Source organism: Butyrivibrio sp. AE3006 (genome assembly GCF_000424165.1).
Classification (GTDB): Bacteria; Bacillota; Clostridia; order Lachnospirales; family Lachnospiraceae; genus Butyrivibrio.
Window position 1 is genome coordinate 18,294 of record NZ_KE384146.1, and the last position, 25,116, is coordinate 43,409.

22 protein-coding genes are annotated in these 25,116 nt (G+C 41.4%); 5 read left to right on the forward strand and 17 right to left on the reverse strand.

The features are described from left to right. Positions 1–181 precede the first annotated feature (181 nt). The gene (locus G603_RS0118095) at positions 182–793 is read left to right on the forward strand and encodes a TetR/AcrR family transcriptional regulator (RefSeq protein WP_026671061.1); all 612 of its coding nucleotides are present in this window, start codon (positions 182–184) and stop codon (positions 791–793) included. 46 nt (positions 794–839) lie between these two features. On the opposite strand, the gene G603_RS21045 is transcribed toward G603_RS0118095, so the two are convergent. Then, the gene (locus G603_RS21045) at positions 840–3,053 is read right to left on the reverse strand and encodes a fibronectin type III domain-containing protein (protein WP_035793993.1); all 2,214 of its coding nucleotides are present in this window, start codon (positions 3,051–3,053) and stop codon (positions 840–842) included. 130 nt (positions 3,054–3,183) lie between these two features. Then, complete coding sequence (locus tag G603_RS0118105) at positions 3,184–4,446, reverse strand: hypothetical protein (protein ID WP_026671062.1); 1,263 nt, start codon at positions 4,444–4,446, stop codon at positions 3,184–3,186. 205 nt (positions 4,447–4,651) lie between these two features. On the opposite strand from G603_RS0118105, the gene G603_RS0118110 reads away from it, so the two are divergent. Together G603_RS0118110 and G603_RS0118115 are read left to right on the forward strand one after the other, a co-directional pair. After that, positions 4,652–5,668: a leucine-rich repeat protein gene (locus G603_RS0118110; protein ID WP_026671063.1), complete on the forward strand. Its 1,017-nt coding sequence runs from the start codon at positions 4,652–4,654 to the stop codon at positions 5,666–5,668. Between the two features lie 47 nt (positions 5,669–5,715). Beyond that, complete coding sequence (locus G603_RS0118115; protein ID WP_026671064.1) at positions 5,716–6,720, forward strand: leucine-rich repeat protein; 1,005 nt, start codon at positions 5,716–5,718, stop codon at positions 6,718–6,720. Between the two features lie 49 nt (positions 6,721–6,769). Here G603_RS0118115 and G603_RS23180 read toward each other — a convergent pair whose 3' ends face one another. The 9 genes from G603_RS23180 to G603_RS0118160 form a co-directional block, all read right to left on the reverse strand. Beyond that, complete coding sequence (locus G603_RS23180) at positions 6,770–7,150, reverse strand: PspC domain-containing protein (protein WP_330367678.1); 381 nt, start codon at positions 7,148–7,150, stop codon at positions 6,770–6,772. A gap of 208 nt (positions 7,151–7,358) precedes the next feature. Beyond that, positions 7,359–9,155: a hypothetical protein gene (locus G603_RS0118125; protein WP_026671065.1), complete on the reverse strand. Its 1,797-nt coding sequence runs from the start codon at positions 9,153–9,155 to the stop codon at positions 7,359–7,361. Positions 9,156–9,272: 117 nt separating this feature from the next. Further along, positions 9,273–10,265: a DUF4003 family protein gene (locus tag G603_RS0118130; RefSeq protein ID WP_026671066.1), complete on the reverse strand. Its 993-nt coding sequence runs from the start codon at positions 10,263–10,265 to the stop codon at positions 9,273–9,275. Between the two features lie 24 nt (positions 10,266–10,289). Next, positions 10,290–13,535 carry a carbamoyl-phosphate synthase large subunit gene (gene carB / locus G603_RS0118135; RefSeq protein WP_026671067.1) on the reverse strand — a complete coding sequence of 1,082 codons (3,246 nt, stop codon included), beginning with the start codon at positions 13,533–13,535 and terminating at the stop codon, positions 10,290–10,292. A 93-nt stretch (positions 13,536–13,628) separates the two neighbouring features. Beyond that, on the reverse strand, positions 13,629–14,378 hold the full coding sequence (locus G603_RS21815) for a metallophosphoesterase (protein WP_026671068.1): 750 nt from the start codon (positions 14,376–14,378) through the stop codon (positions 13,629–13,631). A 92-nt stretch (positions 14,379–14,470) separates the two neighbouring features. Further along, positions 14,471–15,385, reverse strand: a complete 915-nt coding sequence (locus G603_RS0118145) for a fructosamine kinase family protein (RefSeq protein ID WP_051208138.1) — start codon at positions 15,383–15,385, stop codon at positions 14,471–14,473. 141 nt (positions 15,386–15,526) lie between these two features. Further along, positions 15,527–16,927 (reverse strand): HD-GYP domain-containing protein, encoded by a 1,401-nt coding sequence (locus G603_RS21820; RefSeq protein ID WP_051208113.1) that lies wholly within the window; start codon positions 16,925–16,927, stop codon positions 15,527–15,529. A gap of 21 nt (positions 16,928–16,948) precedes the next feature. Further along, complete coding sequence (locus G603_RS0118155) at positions 16,949–17,281, reverse strand: hypothetical protein (protein WP_026671070.1); 333 nt, start codon at positions 17,279–17,281, stop codon at positions 16,949–16,951. Positions 17,282–17,603: 322 nt separating this feature from the next. Beyond that, complete coding sequence (locus tag G603_RS0118160) at positions 17,604–18,560, reverse strand: leucine-rich repeat protein (protein ID WP_207637071.1); 957 nt, start codon at positions 18,558–18,560, stop codon at positions 17,604–17,606. A 529-nt stretch (positions 18,561–19,089) separates the two neighbouring features. Here G603_RS0118160 and G603_RS0118170 point away from each other — a divergent pair. Beyond that, positions 19,090–20,100, forward strand: coding sequence for a fibronectin type III domain-containing protein (locus tag G603_RS0118170; RefSeq protein WP_026671072.1), 1,011 nt, complete (start codon positions 19,090–19,092; stop codon positions 20,098–20,100). A 215-nt stretch (positions 20,101–20,315) separates the two neighbouring features. Here G603_RS0118170 and G603_RS0118180 read toward each other — a convergent pair whose 3' ends face one another. Next, a complete protein-coding gene (locus G603_RS0118180; RefSeq protein ID WP_026525274.1) occupies positions 20,316–20,792 on the reverse strand; it encodes a GNAT family N-acetyltransferase in 477 nt (158 codons plus the stop codon). 193 nt (positions 20,793–20,985) lie between these two features. Between G603_RS0118180 and G603_RS0118185 the strand changes: the two genes are divergently transcribed. Then, positions 20,986–21,924 carry an Abi family protein gene (locus G603_RS0118185; RefSeq protein WP_026525275.1) on the forward strand — a complete coding sequence of 313 codons (939 nt, stop codon included), beginning with the start codon at positions 20,986–20,988 and terminating at the stop codon, positions 21,922–21,924. A gap of 433 nt (positions 21,925–22,357) precedes the next feature. On the opposite strand, the gene G603_RS0118190 is transcribed toward G603_RS0118185, so the two are convergent. The 5 genes from G603_RS0118190 to G603_RS22525 form a co-directional block, all read right to left on the reverse strand. Beyond that, positions 22,358–22,546: a hypothetical protein gene (locus G603_RS0118190; RefSeq protein ID WP_026525276.1), complete on the reverse strand. Its 189-nt coding sequence runs from the start codon at positions 22,544–22,546 to the stop codon at positions 22,358–22,360. Between the two features lie 14 nt (positions 22,547–22,560). Then, a complete protein-coding gene (locus G603_RS0118195; RefSeq protein WP_026671073.1) occupies positions 22,561–23,382 on the reverse strand; it encodes an ImmA/IrrE family metallo-endopeptidase in 822 nt (273 codons plus the stop codon). Continuing rightward, positions 23,382–23,759 (reverse strand): helix-turn-helix domain-containing protein, encoded by a 378-nt coding sequence (locus G603_RS0118200; protein ID WP_026525278.1) that lies wholly within the window; start codon positions 23,757–23,759, stop codon positions 23,382–23,384. The genes G603_RS0118195 and G603_RS0118200 overlap by 1 nt, the downstream gene beginning before the upstream one ends. A 174-nt stretch (positions 23,760–23,933) precedes the next feature. Further along, entirely contained in the window at positions 23,934–24,773 is an 840-nt protein-coding gene (locus tag G603_RS0118205; RefSeq protein WP_026671074.1) for a hypothetical protein, read from the reverse strand. A 127-nt stretch (positions 24,774–24,900) separates the two neighbouring features. Further along, the gene (locus tag G603_RS22525; protein WP_022761705.1) at positions 24,901–25,071 is read right to left on the reverse strand and encodes a hypothetical protein; all 171 of its coding nucleotides are present in this window, start codon (positions 25,069–25,071) and stop codon (positions 24,901–24,903) included. Positions 25,072–25,116: the final 45 nt, after the last annotated feature.

The window sequence follows — 25,116 nt, forward strand, 5'->3', positions numbered from 1 at the left end:
TCCGTCCTAATGCAATTTGCAACAAATAGCTAATGCCATTCTGTAAATTTTTGACACTTGTAAATTATTCAACAGTTGTTTATTATTTTTATGTTGATTATAGAAAGCCGCATAAACGCTGGCAACCATCAATATTTTCAAAACTGTTAGTTAATAAACACATTGGAGAAAAGTGTCGATTATGTCAGAGAAAATTAAGAATTATTCACTGAAAAGCAATACTGATACAAAGAAAAAAGAAGACGGCAGAATACGTTATACAAAAATGCGCATTCGCACAGCCTTCTATGAATTATTGCGGGAAATCGGATATGAAAAAATCTCAGTCACAGCTATCTGCAGCCGTGCAGAGATAAACAGAGCGACTTTCTATAAGCATTATCTGGATGTTCCGGATCTGGTAGACAAGCTGCAGGAAGCTGTAATAGATGAAATCACAGCAAAATTGGAAGCTGCAAGCTATGAGAATATCGATGAATTCGTAACCAATACCCTGAAATATATGAGGGAAAGCATGAAAGATGATCTTAGTCTGATGTCCTTTATGTCCCAAAACGGCTCAGAATTTTCAAAAAAATTAGTGCTTCTGTTTTATGATCATTTTTCAGAAGCACTAAGTGTTTATGCTGACTCCGACCCTGACCTTAACAAAGAAGTGCTTTTTGCATATATCTCTGCAGGCAGCGCCGGAGTAATAGATTATTGGAATAAATCAGGCTTTGCAGAATCTGAGGAACAAATCGCAGCAAAGATTTTAAAGCTCGCTAAAATGACGCTTAGTGGCATTCAATAAAACTTAGGACCACTCTTTGCTATTGGTGTGCCTTTTGTGCACCTTATCAGCCGACCTTAATCTTAAATGTCTCGGTGGTCTTTTTGATACCATCCTTAGCGCCAACTGTTACCTTGAACTTGTAAACGCCTTTGGATGTACCCTTCTTAAACTTTACAGTAACCTTTCTTCCCTTAACACTGACCGTTGCGACCTTCCTGTTCTTTTTGGAGGAAACGTCCTTAACAGTAATTTTTCCCTTTGAATTATCTACTTTAATTGTTACAGTCTGGGCTTTTTTCTTCAGTTTTTTATGGGATACTTTATTACTGCTACAGCTAATCTGCGCAAGATCTTTTTCCTTCGCTTTTTCAGAATTTACATTACTGCTGTAACTCTTACCAAAGCTACTGCCTGCGCCGGTATTATCACCGGAATCACTTTCGTCGCTGCTTACAGAACCGCCTTCACCACTGTTTCCGGAACCGCCCTGACCGGAACCACTGCTTGCTCCACCATAAGAAGCGCCTATTTTACTTGCTTTATAATAATTGATTCCGGTTTCATCTACATAAAAAATATCTGTAAAGCTGCGTCTTGTACCACATAAATACCAATAGGTTGTGAATCTGACAGCAAATACATACTTTGCATTCGGATCCAGGTTATATATTCTGGTATTTGAGTATGGATAGTTGACCGCAAGCGCATTGTAATCAGTATTTTTTAGCATTTTCTCAGCTGCCTTGTAGCTTGCCTTTACAGCATTGACATTTTTTAAGTCAGCCGGAAGCTTGGCATAGCCTATATCAGTTACTGAGTCGATTCCGGGTCTTGCGCAGTATTCACTAAGCACGGTCTGACCGCAATAATTCTTGATGGCATTTGTCCAATCAAGATGGGCCTCGGTACCCTGATGCTTAACAACACCGTCATACATATATGCGATAACCTTGTCCTTGGTCACATGACTTTGAATTTCATCATCAGTTTTTGCGCCTTCAGTACAGATGTGAGTGAGGAAAGGATAAATCTTTTCACTGAAACCGGACTTGTTCTCCCAGCCGCATTTCATTATAACTGTGTAACTGGTAGCAGGTTTTAGACCGGAAAAAGTAAAGCTTTTAGTGGATACATCAGCCTGAAACTGATGCGCATCTGCCTTTTTTGCTGCCTTTCTGACATTAGGTCCGTAATTATAGTTTGGACCATACTTTTGTCTGTCCGCATCCGCATCGTATTGCTCATCCTCAACTATGGCAAAACAGAGTTTTTTCTCATCTTTAGCAGCTTTAATCTTCCTATCTGACTGTTTCTGTTTAGACCAGTCTATGGTAATGGTATTTGCAGTAACCGTAGTTACTAATGTAACGCCATAGGAGTCGTAGGTAGAAGAAAGATATCTTCCTTCGGCATCACTGTCTTTACGGGAATCAAACTTAGTCTGCGGCTCAACACTGTTATAGATTGCAGAGTCATCCGTGTCTTTTGTTTTTATATCTGATAACTGAACATATTTAAAGAATTTCTTGTAACTACCGGTATTTCCATTACTGGCACCAAGCCACACAGCTGCAACAAATGTATAGCTATGCTTTGGCTTAAGGCCTCTCATGTTGTAAAAGGCCTGCTTATTACCTATCTTGTAATATTTCTTTCCTGCAATCTCCTTTGCCTTCTTAAGAGCTGCATCCGTGCCCTCTGCCTGATCTGCATATCCAACACTGACTGTATATGTACCGGGTTTGTAATTTTTCTCACGACATTCGCTTTCAATCTCTTTTAAAGCTTCGCCAAATTCAACAGTAGCCGTTGTTCCGGTGGAGCCTACAAACTTTGCAGTCTTGTTGGAACCGCTTGTTGTGGCAGCATCAAGCACTTGAAAATTATGTACAGTACTTCCTGTTGTCTTGGGGCTGGAATGAGATATTTTCCAATCCACCTCGATTGAATATTCGGTATCAGGCTTAAGCCCCTTTATTGTATACTGTCGCTTTTTGGTATCAACAGAAATATTATGTTTCATTTTATTTCTGTCACAGGGATTAGCCATATAGCCAACTTTGAAATAATCATACTTGTATTTCGTATTGCCATCAGCCTTCTGATCTTCAAAGGCATCATCAGCAGCCATGCTCCAGTCTATAGTTATGGTAGTATCGGTAGCGTCTACAACATGCATTATATTATTGTATGCATTTACATGAATTGGATAAAAAAAGATAAGCGAACAGAAGATGGCTGTTACAGAAAGTAACAACCTGCGACAATTTTGATACATAATGATTTCCCCAACAAACCCTTTCACAAAAAATTATGGAAACTGTCCCCTCAAATATCAGTATTCTACTATATTTTGTGCAAAAGTGTCAAAGAAATTCTAACGAAGCTTAATTGTATTGTATAAAGGCTTACGCCTGCTCCTTATACGCCATACCGCCAAGGGAAAATCCTTTAGCAGCGCTGGTGCCATAGGCTGCGATCTCATCAAAGTCAAACTTCGTGACATCTGTATTTGCCACGTGCGCCTTTGTGGGATCGAATTTTACTGCATTCTGGGCACTTTTCAGTTCCTCGATGTACTTAATCTCATAACCTATCTGTTTAGCAAAATAAATAAGTCCGGCAAGACCGAGTACATCTACATTTTCATAGGCACGCTGCGCCTCTTCTTCAAGCTTTTCCTGAAGGACACTCTTGGGAAAATCCTGAAGTACATCAACAGCGGGACCAAAATAAGCCTCGTCCACATCGCCAAGGCATCTGAAAAGAAAATCGATGCCCTCTTTATTAGCAGGGTATTCCAGCTGCTCTAAAAGTGTCACTCCGTTGCAGATGCTGAATTCGCTTTTGTAAGCATCAAAATCAAGATAATGTGAAAGCTCAACTTTCTTCTGCTTTACAGCTTTTGCAGTAGCCATAACATCCTTATCTGAAAGTACTCTCTCAAAAAAATCGTTACGAATCCTGCCTTTTTTGGAAACAGGCTTATATTTCTCTGTGCTGTGCTTCTCGACTTTTGCTGCTGTAGCCTTTTCCCACTGATAACGCACTCTGCTGAAATCAGCCTTATCAATCTCGGATTTTGGTACATTAAGAAACAGATTGAATCTGCTGTTGGCCTTCTTGGGCATGGATGTATAGCAGATACCTCTGGCTTCAAAAAAGCTGTTGAGCTCAGCCTGAATGCTCTCCTTCTTTGCTCTGCGGGGAAGCCTGATAACTCCGCCATCTATGGAGTACAGCTCATTTTTCTCAGGGTTGTAACCACAGATCAGGTCTACCGGCATGTAACCGCCAAGAATACATACCCATTTATCGTCATCACTGATCTTCACGTGATCAAGCAGCTTCCCGTCCCTTGTGTAATACTTATGGAAGCTTGCTTTCCTTATGATCTTCATAACCTGTCTTTTATTAAGCATATCCCCGAAATGAGGGAGCTTATTAAAAATATGGAGCTTATCGTCATACTGACCATAAAACTCTTTCAGCAAAATATGTATTCCGTAAAAGCATAAGCCAATAAAAGGGATAACACATAAGGTCACAAGCCTGCCTTCAGGGGTATCCTGTGCCATAAAAACTCTGTATGCCTTGATTGAATAATCAACGCCAACATATCCAAATATAAACATCACTACCCAAAGGAATAGCTTTTCAAAAAAAGACATTACTAATACCTGTAAATTACTTTCTAAAACACTGAGCGATTAATGCAAAACGACTTACATTATAACAGAAAGATTCCAAATACCAAAGCATATATGCTATTTCGTATGCTTATTAATTGAATAACACACGTTGCTTATACCATGCTTTTATTTTATTATTATATGGGGTTAATGAGGGGGTATACGGAAATGTGTGGAGGTTACTATGAAGAAAGTGCAAAAGACCATCTACCGTATGCTCATGGCAATTGCGGTAGGATTTTTCATGTTTTCAGGTCTGAAAACAACAGCTCTCGCGAAAAGCGATGAGGTCGTTATTGATTTATCCCAAGGGAAAAGATTAGTTTACGACTTAACCAAATACAGAGTGATGATTGATGATCAGTATCTTAGATACTATGATGATGACGCTCAGAAGGCAGTTGTTATGTCTCTTCTTATCACTGAGCTTAATTTCGGAACGGCAAGAGATCCGAAAACTCTTCAGGGTTACGAAGATATGATTATCGATTACAGCACTGATCCTAAGCAGTATGTAGTTTATACTCTTGATGATAATATTTATGTCGCTGCAGGTCCTGATTCTGTGGGCACTCTGGAGGCTACATTTACCGAAAGCACCCTTAAGAAAATGGGTAATTACGGCGATTCTCCCGAGTATGTTCTCAGTATGATGGATAAGTTTTTCAGAATAGTTTGTGTCAATGAAAACGGCGAGAAATATTTCAAGCTCAAGATTCGTTTCAACAATCCAAATGCAGCATTTGTAAAGATTGACGCAAACGGTAACCGCTCTGTTCTTATTGCAGATAAGCAGTTTAGCGAAAACGGATATTCCTATACCGTGACAGGTGATGACGAGGTTGCTTTTACAGGTATCACCAAAAAGTCCATGAAAACAGTGAATATCCCCAGCACAGTTACACACCAGAATATCACTTACAAGGTTACATCCGTATCTGACAAAGCTCTCTATGGTAATAAGAAGGTGAAAAGTGTAACTATCGGCGAAAATGTCATAACAATCGGTAAATCTGCTTTTGAAAAGTGCAAGAAGCTTAAGAAAGTAAAAGTTAAAACTACAGTTCTTACCTCAGTCGGCAAAAAAGCCTTTAAGAAAAATGCCGACGGTTTTTCCGTGAAGGTTCCGAAAGCTCAGTACAGAGCTTACAAGAGACTGTTTAAAAAGTCCGGATTATCTTCAAACAAAATCAAAAAATAATTCTTATGGAGGGGGAAAATAAGAAAAGTTTTTGGAGGATTTACAAAATGAAAAAAGTACAGGCAACTATTAACCGTGTGTTCATCGCTCTTGCGATGGCGTTTATCATGTTTACAGGTCTTAAAGCTACTGCCCTTGCAGCCGGAGATGAAATCGTAGTGGATTTCACAAACAGCCAGGCTAAGGCACTCGACTTTTCGAAGTTCATGCCTTCCACAAGACACGTAACTCCTGCAGAGTTCGATGATGATTCCAAGGCTGTGATGTCACTAGTTTATATATTGGAAGCATTGGAAGAAGTCTCATTAAAGCAAGAGGTTGCCGGAGACATGGAATATACTATGTCCACAACTCCCAACCAGAGCATAAGATTTTATACCAGCGGCGACCATATGATCTTTTACGCAGACCCCAGGACATCTGTTGGTACTTATGAAGCTGTTGTCACAAAGAACTCCATGCGTAAAGGGCTTACAAAAGAGGATATAGAAGAAGTCTTTGAAATGGCAGAGTATTTCTACGGAATCAAGGCTACAGACTCTAATGGCGAGAGATATTTTAAAGTTAAGCTTCTTTTCCAGAATCCCACCAGTGCATACGTTAGATTAAGTGCAAACGGCACTGTAGAGAGAATCGTTCGCGACAAACAGTTCACAGAGAATAACTGCTCATACACATGGATAAATGACGAAGAAGTAGCATTTACCGGTGTTACCACGAAGTCCAAATCAGTATATATTCCTGACACAGTAACACATCAGGGCTTCACCTACAAGGTTACCAAGGTAGCTGACAAGGCTCTTTTTAACAACGGCAAGGTTACAAGCGTAACAGTTGGCGCTAACGTAAAATCCATTGGAAAATCTGCATTTGAAAAGTGCAAGAAGCTTAAGAAAGTTAAGATAAACAGTACTGTTCTTTCATCCTTAGGAAAGAAAGCGTTCAAGAAGAACAGTGCAAAGCTTACAGTTAAGCTTCCTAAGGCTCAGTACAGATCTTATAAGAGACTCTTCAAGAAAGCCGGCATGGCTTCAATAAAGCTTAAGAAATAAGCTCAAAAAAGTGATGCGCATTGATTAGTCAAAGCGCATCACTTTTTATTTACCTGATATTTGTAATGTTATCAGAGTTAAGGGTAAAACCTATAGGCTCCTCTGATTCATAATACGGTTTTTCCGAGAATGAGTTTGGTTCGAAATAATTCTTAGTCTCTATTTTTTTGACATCATTTTTGTAATAGAGCGGCGCATCATCCATAATGACTGCTGCAATAATGTACGGAAGAACTCCTACACCGCCGAAAAATACAAGCGCAGCATATATGATTCTGACAATTGTGGGATCTATTCCGAAATATTCTGCGATACCTCCGCAAACACCACATAACTTTTTATCTCTGCTTTTGTAAAGTTTTCTTCCTCTCATGATTACTGCCCTTTCTATGCATATTGCTTTCCACCTAATGAATATATCATAAATCATTATAGAAAAAACAGCCCCAATCACACCGAAAATGTTATGTTTTGCACGGAAAAAACTATATGGTTATATCACAAATTTGCAGCGTTTACTATGGCATCTACCTTTAATTTTGTTATATCACCTGTGTGTATTTTATTGAACTCATTTCATCTCCTCTTGTGCGCCGGAATTCTATGACTCTGCCTGTGGACGCATGGTTCGTGACTCGTTATCCTGCAAAATTAAGGCCGTTAAAACATTCTGTGATCAGCGCAGATCCAAGCATTCCATCTGTATAAGTAAGGACATATCGCCCATCTTTCATGGCATAGTAGATTCTGTAAAGTCCGGGGTAGCTCTCAACCTTTAAGTCTATAAAGGTTTTGCCGTCTGTACGATAAGGAGTCACCATATTGTCCTGCCAGATGGCATTTGCAACACCCTTGGTAGCGTTTTCGTCTGCCATTAAATCACATGGTATCAGCTTTGATGCAGATATGTATGGCTCAGCGCCTGTCTGATAATACATGAACTCCTCAATGGGTTCAGGCATGCCATCAGCACCGATTTTACATCTCTGGGTAACGAACTGAGTACCTAAGATCTGCTGGGAGCTTTCTACAAAGAAATCATCCGGATCTGTGGGATAGGTATACTCGTATTCAGCACCCTCTTTCATCTTCCAAAAAGCTATGGCTCCGTTCAGATCATATAAATGAGTAAAGCTTTTTCCATCAAATTTGTACATGGCAGTCATCAGATAATCGCTGTCCGAAGTGTACTGCATGTAGAGGTAATGGTTTTTTGCTTCATTATTTGTTCTGAACCAAAAGCAGTCAAGGCCACGCATAGCGTAATAGTACAGATCACCCTCATTAGGCATCTCATAATCTCTGCCGTTGATATTAAGGGAAAAGCTTGTGGTCATGTCGTTTTCATCAACAGCCATATCATACGTTATGGTTTCATCTTTTCCATCGCCGTCCAGGTCTGCGCTGCAGCTCTCTGTTCCCGGGCCGGGAATGTAAAAATATGCTATTTTTTCTGACTGCATTTTTGCAGGATTTCTCTCATCATCATCTACTGAATCAGATGCACCTAAATATTCCTTAAAAGGTGTGATCTCAAGCTTGGGACATGGCGGATCAGCTTCATATCCCCATATACCATCTGCACCTTCCGGGATGAACTCTTCGGAATCTGCTATCTCATCGCTTCCTGTGGTGTTGGTGAAATATTTGAGCTCACCGTCTACATCATCAGAAAAGTAGTAGGTATCCCAAACAATCTCTGTTCCATCCTCGCTTAAATGACAGGTTCCGAGATATGTATTCATTGCACCGCCGGAACCAAGATAGGAAAACTGCCCATTCCCGATCCATTCATAGCTGTTGCGGGCCCAACCTTCTATTGTCATGTTAGGTTCACCATTTTTCAGAGTATAGCAACCAAGAACGGTGCTGTGGGGCTCACCGTCTTCATATTCACTGTCCGTATTATCAGCAATCATAAGTTCCGGAATTCCATCCCCGCTGACATCAGTGAGGATATAGCCTACATTTTCCAAAAGATCGGACTTTTCCCGGTAGTTTTGGATCTCCATAAGTCCCATGGGCGTATAGATTGTCGCATTCTCGTAATACTTATCATCTGTGATGCAGTTGTAGGACTCATCAAGGACAGGCTTGTATTTGGCGAGGTAGTCTCCGGTTTCGGCTGCATTTGATGTGCTGTCTGCATCGGCAGAATCGCTTGTAGAATCTTCTCCAGTGCTATTTTCAGCTGAATCGCCAGAAGCTTCTGCGTTATCCTGCTGTGATGATGCTTCGTCTGTGGCGCTCTGCTCAGCATTTTCTGTATCTGTTTCGGCGCTGTCCTGATCGGCATCACTAGCCTTTGCAGGCGCAGAGGTCTGTCCTTCTGTACCGGCAGGAGCATCAGTTGTAGCTTTATTTCCTGAGCATCCGCACAGCATTGTAAGTGAAAGTCCTAAACCAAGAATTTTTAGAAATGATTTTTTAACCATATCCCCCTCTATTCTCTACATAAATTTTCAACTTTTCCACCACAATAATTATACATGAGGAGATGCGTTATTATATAAAAATACAAAAAATGATATTGAAATAACAATAATCTTACATCAGTTTGATGATGAGGTCGCAGTAACCGTTGATGCTGCAATGATAGCTACAAGCATTGCTGTCTCCTGTGCGATTACTTCTGCAAGGGTTCCGCCCAGTACTGATGCACTATTCTTAAGGTTATCATCAGAATAAACGCCTGAAATGATCATTGCACCAAACATAAGTCTGGTATATTTATTCATATCAAAGGTTCCAAAGCCCTTCTGGCCCTTCAGATATTTTGCTACTTCGATGACCTCGCTTACAAGCTCATCTCTGTCAGCATCGATATCAATGAGGGTTCCAAGGGATGCAAGCTCATAGTCCTTACCATATTTCTCTCCTGCTTCCTTGAAAGCATCGAAGAATGCAAGAACCTTTTCAACTTTCTCGCTGCACTCTCCGCCATAAGTAGTAAGTACCTGGGCAAGAGAATAAGCTGCATTTTCGTGGAAAGCAAAGCTCTTTTTAACGTTCTGGAAGGTCTCTTCAAGCTCAGCAAGAATATCCTCTGTGTTTTTATCAGTCATGGCAAGAAGAACTGCAATGCATATATCCTCATCAGAAGTAAGGAAAGGATGCTGGCTCTTCATTCCCTTGATGATCGCATCTGTTTTTTCGATGATAGTGTCTGCTTCTGCAGCTTTGCCTGTACTAACAATGGTCATGGAAGCCATTACTTTGTAGGAAGATCCAAAGAATTTGCCCTTATTGAACTTCTCATAAACCTCGATAAGCTCATCAAGAAATTTCTCAGGATTCTCACTGACTGCCATTTTAGCTGACACAACCAGCTCGTTATTGCCTCTGAGCTCTGAAAAAGCGCCCTTTCTATCGCGAAGAAGCTTCCTGCATTCCTTCATGTGCTCAGCATCTGCAACCTTGTCCTTCTCTGTGAAAGTTGCAGCTGCAACTGTTGTGATAAGACCGTTCTCAAACATGAAGCCCTTGTGAATAAGACCTCTGTTTGAAACCAGTAACTCACTTCTTTTCTGTACTTTTTCTTTCATACCTTCTCTCTCCTTTGGTGTTTTTTATTTTTCTGCATATTCCTGCAAGGATTTGATATTTCCTGCGCCATTTGCCTTTACCTCCCTGATACCCTGGGCTGCTGCTTTTGCGGCTGCAACTGTGGTTATGTATGGGATACGTGCTTTTATTGCTGCGCGGCGAAGATATGCATCATCGTATTTTGCGCCCTTTTCTATAGGAGTGTTGATAACAAGCTGTACGTCGCCGTTTTTGATAAGATCCTCAACGTTAGGTCTTCCGCCCTCGTAGTTTTTCAGAATCTTTGTGGCTTCGATGCCTGCTTCGACAATGGTCTCGTAGGTTTTGCCTGTTGCATAGATCTTAAAGCCTTCATCTGCAAAGCCCTTTGCGATAGCTGAAGCCATGGGCTTATCCTCTGTGTTAAGAGAGATAAGTACTGCTCCCTTGAGAGGAAGTGCAGCATTTGCAGCTTCTTCTGCCTTGAAGAAGGCTTCGCCCGGAGTTTTTGCAAGTCCAAGAACTTCACCTGTGGAGCGCATTTCGGGTCCAAGTACAGGATCAACCTCAGGGAACATATTGAAGGGGAATACCGCTTCTTTTACGCCGTAGTACTCGGGCTCAGTATTTTTCTTTGCATCTATGAGTCCCTGAACAGGTGACGGTCTTCCTGTAAGCTGCGCTGTGATGATATCTGTTGCGATGGGCACCATTTTTATGCCGCATACCTTTGATACCAGCGGTACTGTACGGGATGCTCTGGGGTTAGCTTCAAGAACATATACTGTGTCATCCTCGATTGCATACTGCATATTCATAAGTCCCACAACGTTCATCTCAACCGCTATTTTACGGGTGTATTCCTCGATAGTCTTGAGATGCTCCTCAGAGATGTGCTTGGAGGGAACTATGCAGGCTGAGTCACCTGAGTGAATTCCTGCAAGCTCGATATGCTCCATAACTGCGGGAACGAAAGCTCTCTCGCCATCACTTATTGCATCTGCTTCGCACTCCATAGCGTTGTGAAGGAATCTGTCAATGAGGATCGGACGGTCGGGAGTTACGCCTACGGCGGCTTTCATGTAGCCTTCCATGCTCTCCTCATCTCTTACGATTTCCATTCCTCTTCCGCCAAGAACGAAGGAAGGTCTAACCATTACGGGATATCCGATTCTTGCTGCGATTTCCTTTGCTGTCTCAACATCTGATGCCATTCCGGACTCTGCCATGGGAATCTCAAGTTTTTCCATCATCATGCGGAACTGATCTCTGTCTTCTGCAAGATCAATTACTTCAGGTGTGGTTCCAAGGATGTTAACACCCTCTTCCTTAAGCTTTGCAGCAAGGTTAAGAGGTGTCTGTCCGCCAAACTGTGCGATTACACCGACGGGCTTTTCCTTTTTATAAATCTGAAGTACATCCTCCAGTGTCAGAGGCTCGAAGTACAATGTATCTGATGTATCGTAGTCTGTTGAAACCGTCTCCGGGTTGCAGTTAACAATGATTGTTTCAAAGCCCAGTTTTTTCAGGGCAAGAGCTGCATGTACGCAGCAATAGTCGAACTCGATACCCTGTCCGATTCTGTTGGGGCCACCGCCAAGGATCATGATTTTCTTTGTATCTGCGCTGTCATCTGCCTTGGGATTTTCCAGGTTTGCATCTGTTTTGTAGGTTGAGTAATAGTAAGCGGCACCGTCTGTTCCATAAACGTGGACGCCGTCCCATTTTTCCGTAAGGCCCAGCTCGTCTCTTGTATTTCTGATGTCATCCTCGGATACGCCAAGAATTCCGGAAAGATATCTGTCTGCAAAGCCGTCTTCCTTTGCTTTAACAAGGGCTTCTTTTGAAGGAACGCATCCCTTGAAGCTGTTTACCAGTTCGCTTTCCTCTTCAACCAGCTCTTTTATCTCATTAAGGAAATAGTGCTTAACCTTGGTGATATCAAAGATTTCGTCCACAGTAACGCCTTTTTTGAAGGCTTCGTAAATAAGGAAATATCTCTCAGAGGATGCGTCTTTAAGAAGATGGAGCAGCTCTTCTTTGTCCATTTCCTCGTATTTTTTCACATTTCCAAGACCGTATCTGCCCTTTTCAAGGGATCTGATGGCTTTCTGGAAGGCTTCCTTGAAGTTTTTACCAATGGACATTACTTCGCCTACGGCTCTCATCTGAGTGCCGAGCTTGTCCTCAACGCCATGGAATTTCTCGAAAGCCCAGCGGGCAAACTTAACTACCACGTAGTCGCCGTTTGGCACGTATTTATCGAGGGTTCCGAATTTTGAATCCGGAAGATCTGCTAATGTAAGGCCTGTAGCAAGCTTTGCAGAAACAAGGGCGATGGGAAAGCCTGTTGCTTTACTTGCAAGGGCTGATGATCTGGAGGTTCTGGGATTGATCTCGATAACAACGATTCTACCGGTCTTTGGATCATGGGCGAACTGTACGTTGGTTCCGCCGATAACGCCGATGTGCTCAACGATCTTGTATGCCTGACGCTGAAGCTCTTTCTGAAGGTCCTCATCAATTGTAAGCATGGGTGCTGTACAGAAGGAATCTCCTGTGTGAACGCCTACAGGATCAACGTTTTCAATAAAGCAAACGGTGATCATGTTGTTGTCTTTATCTCTTACAACCTCAAGCTCAAGCTCTTCCCATCCAAGGATTGACTCCTCAACCAGAACCTGGTGAATGATGGATGCAGCAAGACCTCTTGCACATACTGTCTGTAGCTCTTCCTTGTTGTAAACAAGTCCGCCGCCTGCGCCTCCCATGGTATATGCGGGACGAAGAACAACAGGATAACCAAGCTCGTCAGCCTCAGCCAGCGCTTCTTCTATGCTGTAGCAGGCTTTTGACCTAGCCATCTCGATTCCGAGCATATCCATGGTTTTCTTGAACTCTGTTCTGTCCTCGCCTCGTTCAATAGCATCTACCTGAACACCGATAACCTTCACGTTGTATTTATCCAGGACTCCTGCCTTGTATAATTCTGAACACAAATTAAGACCAGACTGTCCTCCTAAATTAGGCAAAAGGGCATCCGGTCTTTCTTTTTCAATTACAGCCGCAACGCGGCTGGCATTTAAAGGTTCAATATAAGTCCTGTCAGCCATCTCCGGATCGGTCATGATAGTAGCCGGATTGGAATTAACCAGGACGATTTCATAGCCAAGACTCCTCAGCGCCTTGCAGGCCTGGGTTCCTGAATAGTCGAATTCGCAGGCCTGTCCGATAACAATAGGGCCTGAGCCAATTATTAGTACCTTGTGGATATCTGTTCTCTGTGCCATGTTTCTCTCCATCTTTTTCTGCGTTTTTAGTCTCTAAAGATTTTATAATTCATTCATAATAAAAACAAGTAAAAAGTTCCGCGAATAGCTATTTTACTGTACGTCTGAGAAAGACAGTGTGGTTACATCCATGTCTTCAAGCCTCATACAGATAACGCCGCAGCAGCTGTCGGGAAGATTCCCGCTTGCTTTGTATGCGCAACCGCCATCGATTACATAAATGTTTTCCTCATGAAAAATTTCAAGCTTTACTTCCTGCATGATGCGCTGAACCGGAACATGGCCTATTACAAAGGTCCAGGGCTTTTTGGAATATTCCGAAATCGGCGCATAAATATCGTATCTGTAAGGGGTATTCCAAACTATGTTTCTAACCTGTTCATAGGTTAGCTCGCTGTAAGGAATTTCTATGGCATCATCACTGAAATATGAATGGGTAAGACAAAAGGTTTTGCCGCCCACCTCTACAAGCCTTGTCAACTGCCTTGACGACAACCAGGAAAGAAGCTCTTTTCTTCTGTTTTCATCGAGCTTCCGGTATTCTTCAAAAGTTGAAATACCTTTATTTGCAATGAGCCAGAGTTTACTGTCCCTCCCCGATATATCATCTACAGAACCGTCCGGAGAAACGGTGTTTAACATCATGAATTCGTGGTTTCCAAGGAGCAGTTCCATGTTTGGCGTATTCATTATTTTAAGTAAAATCGCGATACCGTCAGGTCCTCTGTCTATGGCATCACCAATTACGTACAAAAAGTCCTCCTCAGAGAAGGATATTTTCTCCAGGAGTTTTTCAAATATATTAAGTTGGCCGTGAAGGTCTGAAATTACGTAAGTTGCCATTTTTTCCTCATGTTAATTAAATGTTCGTGTGTATCTGTATTTCTAATGATTGAGTTCTTAGATTAAATGCGAGTTCGTGGCCGGTAACGGAATTACGAAGAGTATTTATTTATAATTCGTATTACAGCTGACAGGTATGATCTTCCGAAAAGGTTTAGATGGTTGGTCAGGTGGTAAAGGTTGTAGAGATCCCGCCTGTCCTCATAGCCCGGAATCCTTCCCATGGCATCAAAATATGCCTCATAGAAACGATTATCAAAACCGCCAAACAGCTCTGTCATGGCGATATCAGCCTCATTACAGCCCACATATACTGCAGGATCTATCAGCATCGGTTCTCCATTTTCATCCGCCATGAAATTACCTGCCCACAGGTCACCGTGAAGAAGTGACGGGCATTCCGGCTCGTAAAGGTATTTATCAAGGTTGTCTAATAAGTTGTTCGCCGCCTTTATAAGGTAGCTATCAAAGTACCTCTCAGCAAGCTTAAACTGCGGTTTTAACCTGCATTCAGCAAAGAACTCTATCCAACCGGTCTTTGGTGTGTTCTTCTGTTTTCCTGCACCGATGTAATTGTCGGTGATAAAGCCATATTCTTTTCCACTTCCTACAAAAACTGAGGTGTCCGCCTGATGCATCTTTGCAAGGCCTGTTCCCAGAGACTCCCAGAAGTTCTGCGAAAGGCATCCGCTGTTTATATGCTCCATCAGTAGGAATGAGATATTGCCGTCAGTCCCTGCCGCATAGATTTTCGGCACCCGCATTGTCCCTGTAGATTCTATGGCTCTTAGCCCCCTGGCCTCTTCCCAGAAAAAATCTGCGTTCCCGCGAACGTTAACCTTGATAAAAGCCTTCTCTCCATTGGACAAATGCAGCAGATAAGCGTCATTGGCGTCTCCACCCATAACTGTCTGCCTGCTCTCTATTGTGACATTTTCGCCGCACTTTAATACAACCGCTTCATTCAGCGATTTGCACACTGGAAAAGAATATGAAGTTGATTTCATATCAGGGGAAGAACTTTTTTCATACATAAATAGATTATACACAATCTCGAATCTGTGATTCAAGATTGTTACTATTTATCACGACTTGAATAGATTCTGTTTACAGCAAATGCCGGGCTTTTTCTATATTGCTCCCTATTATCATGTTTCTTTTGCCTCTATGGCTTTTATCACACCTTTATCAACGAGCCTCAAAAACGCATCAACCACTTCGGGATTGAGTTGGCTCCCTGAAACTTCCCGGATTATGGATATCACCTTCTCAAAATCCATGCGCTTACGGTATTGTCTGTCGGAATACATTGCATCAAAGGCATCTGCCACCGCAATAATACGCGCTACCTGCGGAATATCATCCCCTGAAAGTCCATAGGGATAGCCCTTTCCGTCATGTCTTTCATGATGTGACAGCGCGCCTACCGCAAGTTCAGGCACAATACTTATGTCTTTAAGTATCTCATTGCCCTTCAAAGTATGAGTTTTAATTTCGTCGTATTCTTCCTCTGTAAGCTTCCCCGGCTTATTGAGAACCGCGTTGGGGATTCCGACCTTGCCCACATCATGCAAAAGGCCGATACGGTAATACTTTTCTACTGTTTCAGTGTCATATCCCATCTCCTTGGCGATCATTGCTGTATACTTAGCCACTCTCTCCGAATGGCCATTGGTATACCTGTCCTTCATATCTATGACTTTAGCGAAAGCCTCTGATATCTCGGATGCAAATACAGCACTCTCCTGCTCCTTCTTCTTCAGGGAATCGATATGGTCCCTGTATAGATAGATTCCCATAAAGGCAGTAAACAACAGCACTCCGATGCGGGTAAAGGTCAGACTTCCATAGCTTTGTAAGAAGTAAAAACGGAGCATATCGATCACAGCACCCAGAATGCAGCCACCAAGGCCCCAGGTCACACTACGAAGCAGTGCAGGTTTGATTCTTCCCAGACGTATGGCTTTGACAATAATCACTACCGCTATCAGAAGACAGGCAAATATGATGATCTGTGAAACATAAACAAGATAGTAATAGTCTGACAATCCGCTCAAAGTCAATACAACCTGAGAAAGAAAATTGACAAGACACAACGCGAGCATTCCGGACAACAGCTTTGAATGTGGTTCTCCGGTAATACTGGAAAAGAAAGAAAGCATAGGAAATGATATCAACGCCAGGCACATATATTCTGAAACCCTGATGATATCAGGGCGGCCTGTCAGTATCTGAAGAAGAAGCGTATCGTTAAAGCCTATGTAGCCCACCATTATACAGGTTATACCAAAAGATATGAAGTCGATGCCTGTAAATTTCATCACAATTTGGCCCGTTACTCCGGCTATAACAAAAAGGATCCCGATAACTACGGTTATCACACCTTGTTGGAATGAATAGAGATTTCTTTTAAAGACGCTTGTTAGGAACTGTCCGGCATCACCGATAGTTATATCTCTTATACCTACAGGCGTATCCGAAAATACCGGTTCGAGGTCCAGCCTTACAAATGCACTCCCCTCCGGAATCGGAACGGTATGATATTGCATACCATAGGAAATTCCCAAAAGCTATGGAATTACGGGATCATAATCATAAATCATCCCATCTGATGCATATACTTTAAAATTGGTATCGATTGTTTTGAAGCAAAACGCCTTGCCATCGGTGTTCAGTCCGCTGATATCCAATGTAACAGAATGATTTCCCCGGGCAAGATCATAAAGATCAACTGCCTGGCCATCTTCATCAATCCAGCCCTCATGAATATCCGCAAGCAAGGCAGTATCTGCATTTACTTTCCATTCGCCCATAGCAACAGAAAGAAATGCAAAAAGCCAAACGACAAATATGAAAATGGCCTGCTCAATACTTGAGCGGACTAATTCACTTCTCTTTTTCATAATGCATCCTTATCGCAAAAATCCACTAGTACCATTTTACTATATTATGTGAGAATTCATTCTAAAAAATGCATTAAAAAATAAAGCTGAAGACTCATGCAAGCGGAATCATTCACACCTGCTCAGAGATGCTCCGCCACTATAGGCATCCATCCGTGCCTGTCCAAAAATCTTGCGACAGCCCCTTGAATGCTTATATCACTGATATTTACGTTACATATGTATTATCCAAGAGAAGGCATAAATAAAAAATGAAGAATTCAAACTTTTTTGTAATTTTCGTATACTAAAGTTTCGGATTCTTCATTTTATTATTTTTGTATTATTTAGTTATCTTCTGTCCTTTGCCGTTAAGTCCTTTCTTTATAAGGAATTTCTGGTAATTTTTTAAGACTTTCTTCGGAACCTTACACTTGGCTGCCTTATGTATATTCTTGAAAGCACCGCTGCCAACTGACTTCTTGGTAAGAAGTACTGTCTTTATCTTGATGCTCTTGAGGTTCTTGCAGCCCTTGTATGCATCCTTACCGATCTTCTTGATGTTGCTTCCGATTGTGGTCTTTCTGAGCTTCTTATTATTCTTGAAAGCTCCTGCAGCGATCTCTGTTACCTTGTAATCTGTGCCATCAATATTTATAGCATCCGGAATAACTGCATTCTTAACATCCTTTGCATCAGGCTTATCGTAAGTAACCGCCTGCTTACCATCTTCAACAGAAGTGATTGTATAGGTAGCGCCGCCGTTTGAAACCTTGTCACCAACCTTGTGTCCGTTTGCGGCATCCGCTACCTTAGCAGCAGCCTGCTCAGCGGAAGCGGGAGTTCCAGGCTTTTCAAATACGAAGGTAACCTTAGAATATGTATCAGATCCACCTTCCATAATACTTCTCAGCTTCTCATTGGAAATTGCAAGCGTAATAGATCCTTTAACACTGTTTGTAGATAATGTTGTAAAAGTAAAGGAATCTATACCCCCCATGCGACTATTAATCCATGTCTGAAGGATATCATAGCTACCATCCTTATCTAAATCTATATTCATTTTGGGGTTAATAGAAAAGCCTGATGAACCAATCTTTCCTTCGTCTATAAGGCCTTGAAAATATCTTGCTAGATCATTCGCTTTGATTCTATCATTCTCTGTCGCGCTTCCACTTGTTAGGTCGAGTACATACTCTCCCTTGTCACAGCCCGCTAATATCGGTTCAACAACCGCTGAACCCGGAAGTATAAAGTTAATTGCACTGTAGTATTTTGTTTTATGTAAGCGGTGCAACAAGCGCGTTAAGGACATCCCTTCTATATGATAATCATTAAATTGTTGATGCTATTACATCGCGAATATTGTATAATTGTGTCATTGATGGGTATGAAATTGTTAATTGAGGGGTTGTCACTTATGACACATCTAGCTAAACTTGCGCAGACAGACAGCGGGTTAATAAGGATTCATATGTACAGTTTCGCATCTTAGGAAGTGTTCTTCTTAAGGTGCGTTTTTATTGCAATAAATGTAATCATGGAAATAATGGTGTAATCCAGTCATATACATGTTTTAAGTTAATTGAAGGAGGGTAATGAAAAATGAAACAAAAACGGAAACGATTTTTAGGCATCCTTTTAAGCCTCGCGCTGGTGCTGGGGATGATACCGGGGATGAGTTTGACGGCGTATGCGGATGATAATCCCCCTATGCACAATATAATAACACCACAACAGAAATAACTTTTGACGGTAAGCCCTGGTATCTGATTGATTACGATGCCTATACTGTAATGCTGCTGGCAAAAGAATGTGTTGGGGCTTCAATGTATAATTCAAGTGGAAGCTTTGTTGAATATAGCAGCAATCCTACAGTGAAAACAGCAGTAGATAGTTGGTATAACAGCAATATCACATCTGACGCAAAAACAGCAGTAAGCGGTGGCGGGATGTTCCTTCTGACAACTGCGCAGGCACGAACAATCAATCATGCAAATCCTGATGTGCTAAAATGCGAAAAGGCAGGTGTTCAAGACAACAGCTGGTGGCTCTGCTCGCCCGGCGTTGTGGGCTCTGCGGCGTGCGTGGACGCCGGGTCCGGGGGTGTCCGCGATTCTGGCCTCCCCGTGCAAGGCACGCTTGGTGTCCGCCCCGCTTTACAGCTGAATCTGTCATCTGTCATCTTCGAATCTGGAACAAAAACATTTTCGCTGAAGCATAGTGTGACTCTTACCGGCGGTGCGAATGCAACAACAAGCGGCGGGGCAACGAGCCAGACCGGGCTGACAGGCGCTATGACCACCGTGACCTATACGGCGAACACCGGATATTATTTTGCGGAGTTTACTGATATAACTAACAATGGTATTACTGCCAAAAGAACGAGTAGTACAGTTGTAACAGTTTCCGGTACGCCGACTGCGGATGCGGCTATCACAGTTCCGAACGCAGTGGAGAATTCTGATACATCAAGTAGTGGTACTATTTCAGAAACCTCTGACAATCCTCAGCCGGAGATTACAGAAAATATAGATAATAAGCAGAAGACCACATCGCTTAAAAAGCCTAAGGCTGGTAAGAAATCCTTCACTTTGACATGGAATAAGGTTACAGCCAAAGGAATCAAGGGCTATGAGATTCAGTACAGTACGAATAAGAGTTTCAAGGAAGATGCCACAAAAACAGTGAGCATCAACAAAACAAAGACTACATCTAAGACGATAAAGAAGCTCAAGTCCAAGACAAAGTATTATGTAAGAATACGTACCTTTACCAAAAAGAACGGTGAAAAAGTCTATTCGAAGTGGAGTAAGACAAAAAATGTCAAAGTAAAATAAGCCGGAGCTTCATCCGGGAACTGCCGGTTTGAAAATATCATGCAAAACTTTTGCAACTTTCGCAATTTTTGAAAGACAGGCATAACAACTGCCCTGCTGGCCTTGTGTCAGCAGGGGTGTCTCTTTTTTTATGATCTTCCAGTCAGGCGAAGCGGTGTTATATGAGCACATAGAAAGAATCACCTGTGTCACAATGGCCACGGTGATTCTTTTATTTATAAGATCATTTTGATTTCTGTTGCACCAAGACTTTTGAGATCTTTTTCACTTCCATCTTTTTTGAATCCATATTTCTCGTAAAAACGTATGGCTCTGGGGTTATCTTTTAGAACCCAAAGTTCTTTATGCGAATAATTTTTTAGTTTTTCTAAACCAACATCCATTAGCTTTTGAGCAACTCCTGTTCCATAGTATTCCGACAAAATATATATAGCGTTAATCTCGCCTACATCTGGATCATCATTGCCTTTCCCGAAGTAGCAGACAAATCCTATAACTGTGTCGTTGTCTAATGCAACATATGTATTTTCTGGCCATTGAAATGCCCATTCTTCACATTTTTCAGGCGTCAGTTTTTCTAAATAATCATGGCTGACAATCCCCTGGTAAGCTTCATGCCAAGATTGCCAATGAACATGTGCTTTTCCTCTTTTTTCATCATCTGTTTCCATAGGCTTGATTATGATCCCCATATCTTTTCTCCATCTGTAGGTAAGTTTTATTATGCAATCAGTATACAGCAACGCAAAATCGGTACCAACATTGACAAACTCCTTAAAAACCACTAAACTAATTATAGTGACTAAGTTCCAGATACTCGTGAGGACTGGGACCGCGGGAGGACCTGAGGGCCCTCCTTTAATTTTGTTTTGGGGAGTTTCTATTATGTCTAAGCCATATCTTCCGTATGGGCAGCAAATCCAAAAGCTTATACACGATAAAGGATTGATAATCAATGATATCAATTATGCTGAGAGAATGCTGACCGATATAGGTTATTTTTCTCTTATTGGTGGATACAAAAATCTTTTCATCAATCCAATGACAAGGAAATATGTGGGCGGGACTACATTTGAAGACATTCTCGCCTTATATCATTTTGATGAAGAACTAAGAACTCTTACGTTTAGCTATCTTATCAAAGTTGAGCAGAAAATTCGTCAGTTAATATCAGACAGCTTCTGTGCATCTTTCGGAGAAAGTCAAATTCAGTATCTTTCACCTACAAATTATAATCAAAATTCGAAATTCACCAATGATGTTGCTAAGCTCATCAACATTTTAGATTATCATGCCAACAAGAATACTGAAAAGTCTTACCTTGTTCATCAAAGAAAGGTATATGGCAATGTCCCGCTATGGGTTACAACTAAAATCCTTACTTTCGGGCAGTTATCAAAATTCTATGGGCTATTACAACATAGGCAACAGAGCATGATTAGTAAAGCATATTCAAATGTATCCGAAAAAGCCCTCGGTCAGTATTTGGGCTGTCTTACTCTTTTTAGAAATGTTTGTGCCCACAATGAAAGACTGTTCAGCCATAACCTGGTGCAAAGAGAGTTCCCAGATACTCCAATACACAAAAAGATGAATCTTCCAATGACTGGTTCTATGTATACTGTCGGAAAAAGAGATTACTTTGGTCTTGTGATTGCATTCAGATATCTTTTACGGAAGGATGAATTTCTGCTATATAAGAAAAGTCTTAAGAAGCTCATAAATCAATACTGCAAGAAAAGCCAAAGACTTACCAAAACGGATTTGCTAAAACATATGGGATTACCTACTGATTGGGAGAATATAACTCGCTATAAGATATAGGATTTTTAAGTTGACTTTGCGTATATCCTTTTTCTTTTCGTAATCCGGCAATGATTACATCGCTGTCACCCATGTCAATCAAATCAAGTATGTTAATTACAAGTTATAAGAAAAAAGGCCTTCAGAAAACAAATCCTGAAGGTCTTCCATATTACTGTAATACCAGCCTATGAATCACAGATCATCTGTCTTTCCACCTGGCATCCAATCCATAGAACATAAGTATTCATAAAAAGTCATGTATTCCGGAACAGGCCATTTTCCCTCAACATACTCAATCAGATCCGAATCAGCGCTATACTCATCATCGATGCATTTCCCATATACAGTTAATTCATCACAGAATCCTGCCCTTCATTTTTTATACAATCCTATTCCTTATATCTTAGATTACCATTCAGCAGCACATCAAATTTACCGGCATACATTTCATCTATGACCTGTTCGCAAGGCACTCTGCAATATTATGCCTTTGGAGTTCTGTTTTTATCTGTTCATGACAATAGAAGCGATACCCCGGCATCTCCGTTATACGATCAATCAGCTTATTCTCTTCATCCTTTCGGATCAAATGCGTCTTGGAAATAAAATCAGTATCAAGAAGAGCATATTTCTCTTTCATCAAATGCCCACCTCTTAGCCTTCCGCGAGAAAGCCCTTTCTGATTTTTTCCAAATATTCCATATCCGATTTCTCACGGCTTTCTGTCAGAAGTTCCTGTTCTTTGTTGTACTCCATATCATCAAGGAGACTTCCAAGATATGAAAGATCCTTACTATTTTGTTGCCATTTTAAAGCTTTACCCGTAAGTTTAATTCTTTCTAAAACATAATCAGAGTCACATTCCAGTAGTTCTTTGGCTTTACTATTTGAAATATCATAGTTCTCAACAAGCCTCAGTACCACCGCCTTGTACGGAAGTGCAAACAATTCCATCAAGATAAGGACATCATCAACAGATATCTTATCCGCAGCAATACCATATAGTTTGATCTGCTCATCCAATATTCCGTCAGGCATTAGAAGTAATCCAGCAAAAGCGTTTGCCTCAAGATCCTCCTGAGATTTCGCAGTATCATCCGCAGTTTTTGAATCCAATAATGAGCCGCTTGCTATGGTACTAGTGTCTATATCTTCAGCATAGCAGTGAATGTGGTACAGCTCATGAGCAACAGCAAATATCTGTTTACAAAGAGCCAAGCCGGAATTGATGCAAAGAAATATTGTTCCCTTTTTTACAAAGGTAAATGCCCATAATTCATCATCCTTAAAAGGATATCTGAGCACTTCCAGCGTTAATTCCCTTTTTCTGGCATAGTTTTCAGCAATGCTAAATATGGAATCACGGATAATCGTGCTTCCACAATAATTTACAGAAAAAGCCTTTGCCAAAGCATTTATGCTCTCAAACTGTTTAGGCTGCTTGCCAAACAGGCTTTCTTCTAATATATTCCCCATTAGTCATTCCCCCAAGGCTGCATCATGGCATTTCCATTTTCACGTACTCTCTTGTGGAAAAGAATCATATCTGAAAGTTCATCAGCTATTTTCAGTGCCTGTCTTGCCTCTTCAGACTGAACTTTGCCCATAAAAGCATGGACAATATCAGTATCCCCATATTCAGGAGAAATCCTTGTGAGTTCCTCCATCCTTACACCAAGGTATTCAGCTATAGACTTAAGTTCAATGGCATTAATCATGCGTGCACCATTAAGCATCTTATTCACCGTCTGCTTATTTGTCCCAAGTGCTTCTGCAAGATCTGTCTGTTTTTTATTCTGTTTCTTAAGCAGCTTAAGTATATTGCCTGCAATCATCATATTCATATCAATCATGAAAAGTGTTCCTCCTATCGTTTGCATGTAATAGGTTTTTACACTTATATCGTATAACTGCCCCTTATAATAGTCAATATTACATATACTTTTGATTATATCTGCTTGCAGTAGTCACCAATAGAGTTACTAAAATTTCAGTATAGTTCCCTTTAATAACAAATACCTCCTAAATCATATTTCCGCATCGACCATGCCACCTACTTCTGTCATGCCTGCATCCTGTACCATCACAGGCATCTCATCTCCGCCAAGTGATAGCGAAACACCACTATCAAAACCTGATGAAACTGACGATTTCCCCAAATTCTCTTTTTCTGCCTGAAGCCGTTCAAACATTGCCTTTAGATATTTTAAGTCAGCCTTCATGATATCCCTTGCTTCATCAGATCTGTGTTTAGCCTTTAGCTGTTCAAGATCCTGTGGCTCCATGGACCCTGAGAGTGCTTCGGCCATCTCATCTAGCTCCTGATCAAGCTGAGCCGTTTCCTCAGCCTCTTCATACATCTCCTCAGCAGACATTTCCAGCTTTTCCATAAGAGCTTCGAACTCTTCCTGTTCAAGTTCCCTTATTTCCTCATCCGACTGAACTTTTTCTAAAGGATTTTCCTGCTCAGAAGGCAATTCTTCGTCCATGTTCTGCTCAGCAGTTTCTTCCATTTTCAGGTTCTTCTTTTTCTTCTCACAGGCACGTTGAACCATTTCCGCATGCAGGATTGCCCTCAGAATCTCTTCATCATCGTATTCTCCGGTTTTCAGCTTCTTCTGAAGGTTCCCGATTTTCATCCTGATCCCGATTGAAACCTGAGCAGCTTTTGCGGAAGTCTTGGCACTTAATACCTGTGCTGAAACCTGCTTGAAGCTATACATAGCAGGTCTCTTCTTTTTAGAGCTGTTACTCGTTTTCCTTGGCCTGGACATAGAGATAGTCCCTACATGGTTACCATTAAGGTCATATAAGCGCTTTGAGTAATACTCTGTATTTCCTCTGATCTGTAGTTCATATCCATACATAGTTATCGCCTTCTCCACTTCGTTCCGCATACAGTCTTACTAAGCTCACAAGTTCGCTAAGTGCGACTAGCTTCCTTGCTTCGCTACGCATACAGTCTTACTTGCTGTTGGTCTTAGCACATGTTCTTTATGTGCTTAGAGCAACACATGTGTTAGCAAATCCGCCAAGTGCAACAAAAAGGATCATTCTGCCCATAATACATACATCTACACCAAATACACTATCTGCATATAGGGTGATGCAAAGGGTATAACGATCCTCATTTACTGTATATTTTATAAGTTGCCATCCTTGCATAACCCCATACTCTTCCGTGAGTACTTAGCTTGATTTCTTAATTTA